Origin of the sequence: Bradyrhizobium sp. NBAIM14, assembly GCF_020193895.1 — a bacterium.
GTDB lineage: Bacteria > Pseudomonadota > Alphaproteobacteria > Rhizobiales > Xanthobacteraceae > Bradyrhizobium > Bradyrhizobium yuanmingense.
In genome coordinates, this window is record NZ_JADYVQ010000017.1 from 153,403 (window position 1) to 159,402 (window position 6,000).

A 6,000-nucleotide genomic window follows, 5' to 3' on the forward strand; every position below is an offset into this window, starting at 1 on the left:
CGCGACGCGTGCCTTTACCCTCCCCTGGAGCGGGAGGGTAAGAACGAGAGCCTTCAGCCGTCCTGCGGCTGCGGGCCGTCGTAGCCTTCGATGACGATGAGGTCGGCGATCGAGTGCGGCTGGCGCACCTTGATGTTGGCCTGGTATTCCGGCGAGTTGTAGCAGGCGAGCGCGGTCTCGTAGTCAGGGAATTCGATCACGACGTTGCGGTTGCGGCTGGCGCCTTCGACGGCGGTGAACTTGCCGGCGCGGACGACGAAGCGGCCGCCCCATTTCTTGAAGATCGGGCCGTTGGCGATGGCGTAGGGCTTATAGCCCTCGTCATTGCTGACGTCGACACGCCCGATCCAGTAGCCTTTTGCCATTGTTCTTCTCCCTGTTGTTTAGTGGGTTAGCCGAGCGCTTGCGCGATCTCGGCGTGGATGGTGTCCGCGACCGCCTTGGGATCGGCGGCTTCCACAACCGGGCGCCCGACGACCAGATAATCCGCGCCGGCGGCGATCGCACGGCTAGGCGTCATGATGCGCTTCTGGTCGCCGCTGGCGGCGCCCGCCGGACGAATGCCGGGGGTGACGAGGCTCATCTGGTGGCCGACGATCTTGCGCAGGCTACCCACCTCCTCCGGCGAGGACACGAGGCCATCGACACCGAGCACCTGCGCCTGCTGCGCACGCGCCTCGACCAGCTCCGACACGCTGAGCCGATAACCGGCCGCATGCAAATCGTCGTCGTCGTAGGACGTCAGCACCGTCACGGCGAGGATCTTCAGGCTGGCGCTGCCGCGGCCTTCGACGGCGCCCTTCATGGTCTGCGGATAGGCGTGCACGGTGACGAAGGTCGCGCCCAGCTTGGCGACGCTCTCCACGCCGCGCGTCACGGTGTTGCCGATATCGTGCATCTTGAGATCGGCGAACACCTTCTTGCCCGCATCAGCGAGCTTGCCGATCAGCGGCAGGCCGCCGGCATAAGCGAGTTGATAGCCGATCTTGTAGAACGTGACGCTGTCGCCGAGCTTCGCGATCATCGCCTCCGCGGCATCAACGCTCGGCAGATCGAGCGCAACGATCAGGCGGTCCTTCGGGGCGATCTCGGCTGGCGTCATGTCACCTCACATCATGCGTTGGGAAACGTCGATCAACTGCGTCACCAGCTGCTTCAGCGCGGCGATATCGCTCTCGTTCTTCAGCCTGTCCCTGTCGTCATAGGCCTGGTCGGCAAAGGCGAGCGTGAGCTGGCTGGCAATCACGTTGGCGTGGCAGGCGGAGAGGATCAGCCGCAGCGCCTGCAGCGCGCGGGCGGCACCTAACCGGCTCTGGGACGCGCCGGCAAGCGCGAAGACCCGGTTGCGGAACACCTCTCCGCGCGCCTCGTGCAGCTCGTGCACGCGGCTGACCCAGTCGATCGCGTTCTTCAGGAGCGGCGGCACCGAGGCGTTGTATTCGGGCGAGACGATGAGGACACCGTGATGCGTGCCGATCATGCGCTTCAGATTGATCGCGTGCTTGGGCACGCCCGATTTGGCCTGGAGATCGCCGTCATAGATCGGCAGCGGAAAATCGGCGAGCGAGATGCGGGTGACGTCGACGCCGGCCTGGACGAATTCGTAAGCAGCCACAGCCGCCAGCTTCGCATTGTGCGAGCCGGTGCGCAGCGAGCCGGGAATGATCAGGATCTTGGGGGCTGGCATCCAATCTCATGCATTCGGCGAAACGAGCCCGCCGCGCAAGGAGGAGCCGGCGGATTTAATGCTTGCGATACACCCAGACGCGGGCCGGCGGAAGGTTCATCCAGATCCGTTCCGAGGCCTCTGTGGACACGCCGGACAGCGATTTCGGGATCGGCGGCACCACCGCATAGGTGAACTGGATGAAGGGCGCACCGGGCGCGAGCGCGGTGAAGGCATCGCGGATGAGCCGCAGCCGCGTCAGCATCGGTTTGGTGACGAGCGGCAGGCCGGACACGACCGCGCTGGCCGGCGCGCTCAAGACATTCCAGAGCGTGTCGCGCAGGCGGTAGGCATCGCCCTGCACCACCTTGGCTTGCGGGTAGCGGTCGCGCAGCAGCGCGCAGAAGCCGGGATTGTATTCGACGAGAACGAGACGTTTCTGGTCGACCCCGCGCTCGATCAGCGCGGACGTGATGGCGCCGGTGCCGGGTCCGAGCTCGACCACCGGTGCGTCGGAATCGGGATCGACATAATGAGCCATGGTCCGCGCCAGCAGCTTGCCGGACGGCATCACCGCGCCCATGTGCAAGGGCTTTTCGATCCACGACCTGAGAAAGCGCACCTCGTCATCGAGACGAGGCTTCTTCAACGCACGCGCGGACGATGGCAATGGCATGTCGGGACCGGACGGAACCGCAGGACCGCGGCGTGTCAGAAAATGGTCATAAAGACGTATAGGCCGGAGGCGATACGGTCAAGACGCGTCAGTTCGCCCGATTGCCGAAGAAATCCTTGACCTTGGCGAAGAAACCCTCGGCTTCCGGCTGGGTATTGCCGGAGGAGAGCTTTTCGAACTCGGCCAGCAATTCCTGCTGCTTCCTGGTGAGGTTCTGCGGGGTCTCGACCATGACCTGAACGTACATGTCGCCCATCTGGCGCGACCGCAGCACCGGCATGCCCTTTGATGCAATGCGGAATCGGCGGCCCGACTGGGTGCCGGCGGGCACCTTCACCTTGGTCTTGCCCTTGTCGATGGTCGGCACCTCGAATTCGCCGCCGAGCGCGGCGGTCACCATCGAGATCGGCACGCGGCAATGCAGATCCGCGCCGTCACGCTGGAAGAACTGGTGCTGGGCCAGCGACAGGAAGATGTAGAGATCGCCGGGCGGCCCGCCGCGGACGCCAGCCTCGCCCTCGCCGGCGAGCCTGATCCGTGTGCCGTCCTCGACGCCTTGGGGAATGTTGACCGAGAGCGTCCGCTCGCGGGTGACCCGCCCTTGTCCCGAGCAGGATGGGCAGGCGTCCTCGATCATCTGACCGCGGCCCTGACAGCCCGGGCAGGTCCGCTCCAGCGTGAAGAAGCCCTGCGACTGCCGCACGCGGCCGGCGCCGCCGCAGGTCGAACAGGTCTTCGGCTTGGTGCCGGCCTTGGCACCGATGCCCGAGCAGGCCTCGCAGGTGACCGAGACAGGAATCTCGATCTGCGCGGTCTTGCCGCCAAAGGCTTCCTCAAGGGTGATTTCCATGTTGTAGCGCAGATCGGCGCCGCGCTCGCGGCCGCCGCGGCCGCGCTGCCCGGCCATGCCGAACAGGTCCTCGAAGATGTCGGAGAAAGAGGAGGCGAAGCCGGCACCGAAACCGGCGCCACCGCCGAAGCCGCCGCCCTGCTCGAACGCGGCGTGGCCGTAACGGTCATACGCGGCCCGCTTGTCCTTGTCCTTCAGGACCTCGTAAGCCTCGTTGATTTCCTTGAACTTGACTTCGCTGGTCTCATCCCCGGGGTTGCGGTCGGGATGAAATTTCATCGCCAGCTTGCGGAACGACGATTTCAGCTTGCCTTCGTCGGCGTCGCGTTCGACTTCGAGGGTCTCGTAATAGCAGCGCTTGGTGGACGTGGACATGATGGGCTCGGTCTATCCAATCGCGATTCAAGTTGGCGCGGAACAACGCTGACATGCGGCGGTATGAGCGCCCTTCGGCTGTGCGGCAGAGGGCAGCCTGGCAGCGCTGAGAATAACGGCTGGGAATTGATCGATCGTAACGGGGCCGACTTTGAAGGAGCCTTGAAAGGAGTCCTGGCCCGTCCGTCCCGACACGACGGCCTCCCCCGCGCGGGAGGAGGCCGGTAGCGTGTGTGGGGTCCAAGCCGTCCGCATCGTCACCCTCTCGGGGCTTAAGCGGACTTCTTGTTGTTCTTGTCGTCGTCGACCTCGGTGAATTCCGCGTCGACGACGTCGTCCTTGGCCGCATCCTTCTTGGCGTCGGCCTCGGCCTGCTGCTTGTACATGGCCTCGCCGAGCTTCATCGAAGCCTGCGCCAGCGTCTGGGTCTTGGCCTTGATCGCCTCGGCATCGTCGCCCTTCAACGCTTCCTTGAGGTCGCTGACGGCATCCTCGATGGCGCGGCGCTCGCTCTCGGCAACTTTCGAGCCGTGCTCGGCCAAAGCCTTCTCGGTCGAATGCACCAGGCCATCCGCCTCGTTCTTGGCGGTGACGGCCTCGCGGCGCTTCTTGTCCGCCTCGGCATTGGCCTCGGCGTCCTTGACCATCTTCTCGATGTCGGCTTCCGACAGACCGCCGGAGGCCTGGATGCGGATCTGCTGCTCCTTGCCCGTGGCCTTGTCCTTGGCCGAGACGTTGACGATGCCGTTGGCGTCGATGTCGAAGGTCACCTCGATCTGCGGCATGCCGCGCGGCGCCGGCGGAATGCCCATCAGGTCGAACTGGCCAAGCATCTTGTTGTCGGCTGCCATTTCACGCTCGCCCTGGAAGACGCGGATGGTGACGGCATTCTGGTTGTCTTCAGCCGTCGAGAACACCTGGCTCTTCTTGGTCGGGATCGTGGTGTTGCGGTCGATGATGCGGGTGAACACGCCGCCCAGCGTCTCGATACCCAGCGACAGCGGGGTGACGTCGAGCAGCAGCACGTCCTTGACGTCGCCCTGGAGCACGCCGGCCTGGATCGCAGCGCCGATCGCCACGACTTCGTCCGGGTTGACACCCTTGTGCGGCTCCTTGCCGAACAGCTGCTTCACGACTTCCTGGACCTTCGGCATGCGCGACATGCCGCCGACCAGCACGACCTCGCCGATCTCACCGGCGGTGACGCCGGCGTCCTTCAGCGCCTTGCGGCAGGGCTCGACGGTCTTCTGGATGAGGTCGTCGACCAGCGCCTCGAACTTGGCGCGGGTGAGCTTCATCGTCAGATGCTTCGGGCCGGTCTGGTCCGCGGTGATGAAGGGCAGGTTGATCTCGGTCTGCGTCGTCGAGGACAGCTCGATCTTGGCCTTTTCAGCGGCTTCCTTCAGGCGCTGCAGCGCGAGCTTGTCGTTGCGCAGGTTGATGCCCTGCTCCTTCTGGAACTCGTCGGCGAGATAACCCACGAGGCGCATGTCGAAGTCTTCACCGCCGAGGAAGGTATCGCCGTTGGTCGACTTCACCTCGAACACGCCGTCGCCAATTTCGAGAATGGAGATATCGAACGTACCGCCGCCGAGGTCATATACCGCGATGGTGCCGGCCTTGGTCTTGTCGAGGCCATAGGCGAGCGCGGCCGCGGTCGGCTCGTTGATGATGCGCAACACTTCGAGGCCCGCGATCTTGCCGGCGTCCTTGGTCGCCTGGCGCTGGGCGTCGTTGAAGTAGGCAGGAACGGTGATGACGGCCTGCTCGACCTTCTGGCCGAGATGGGCTTCCGCGGTCTCCTTCATCTTCTGCAGGATGAAAGCCGAGACCTGCGAGGGCGAGTAGGTCTGGCCGTCGGCCTCGACCCAGGCGTCGCCGTTGGAAGCCTTCACGATCTTGTAGGGAACGAGCTTCTTGTCCTTCTCGACCATCGGGTCGTCGTAGCGGCGGCCGATGAGGCGCTTCACTGCGAAGAAGGTGCGCTCGGGATTGGTGACGGCCTGGCGCTTGGCCGGCTGGCCGACGAGGCGCTCACCGTCATCCGTGACGGCGACGATCGAAGGCGTCGTGCGCATGCCTTCGGAATTCTCGATGACTTTGGCGTTCTTGCCATCCATCACGGCGACGCACGAATTCGTGGTGCCGAGGTCGATCCCAATGACCTTTCCCATGGTCCTGATATCCTTCTTTTTGCGGCAGGTTGGCTGGGCCCAAGAGGCACCCGAACCGAAACCCCCTAAGATCAAACATCCGCGATATTGCGATGATTGAGGCTCATATAGGAGGGGGGGAGGGGCCCGCAAGGACCGAAGCTAGGTTTCTGCCGCTAAAACATCGGGTTTTGGAAGGTGATATCCGGGCTCAACCGCCCTTGCGGGTGAGGAATTATTAACGCTTCCTTTTTATACAAAAAAAAACCCACGAGACCGG

The 6,000-nt window shown here is 64.1% G+C and carries 6 protein-coding genes; all 6 read right to left on the minus strand.

From position 1 onward, the window contains the following. Window positions 1-53 precede the first annotated feature (53 nt). On the minus strand, window positions 54-365 hold the full coding sequence (locus I6F28_RS29665; RefSeq protein ID WP_036003256.1) for a DUF1330 domain-containing protein: 312 nt from the start codon (window positions 363-365) through the stop codon (window positions 54-56). A gap of 26 nt (window positions 366-391) precedes the next feature. Next, window positions 392-1,102: an orotidine-5'-phosphate decarboxylase gene (gene pyrF, locus I6F28_RS29670; protein ID WP_036024347.1), complete on the minus strand. Its 711-nt coding sequence runs from the start codon at window positions 1,100-1,102 to the stop codon at window positions 392-394. 6 nt (window positions 1,103-1,108) lie between these two features. Then, complete coding sequence (locus I6F28_RS29675) at window positions 1,109-1,687, minus strand: NADPH-dependent FMN reductase (protein ID WP_225142477.1); 579 nt, start codon at window positions 1,685-1,687, stop codon at window positions 1,109-1,111. A 55-nt stretch (window positions 1,688-1,742) separates the two neighbouring features. Beyond that, window positions 1,743-2,342 carry a class I SAM-dependent methyltransferase gene (locus I6F28_RS29680; protein WP_036003251.1) on the minus strand — a complete coding sequence of 200 codons (600 nt, stop codon included), beginning with the start codon at window positions 2,340-2,342 and terminating at the stop codon, window positions 1,743-1,745. An 88-nt stretch (window positions 2,343-2,430) separates the two neighbouring features. Further along, the gene (gene dnaJ / locus I6F28_RS29685) at window positions 2,431-3,567 is read right to left on the minus strand and encodes a molecular chaperone DnaJ (RefSeq protein WP_225142479.1); all 1,137 of its coding nucleotides are present in this window, start codon (window positions 3,565-3,567) and stop codon (window positions 2,431-2,433) included. A 272-nt stretch (window positions 3,568-3,839) separates the two neighbouring features. Beyond that, window positions 3,840-5,741: a molecular chaperone DnaK gene (dnaK, locus tag I6F28_RS29690; protein WP_036003245.1), complete on the minus strand. Its 1,902-nt coding sequence runs from the start codon at window positions 5,739-5,741 to the stop codon at window positions 3,840-3,842. Window positions 5,742-6,000: the final 259 nt, after the last annotated feature.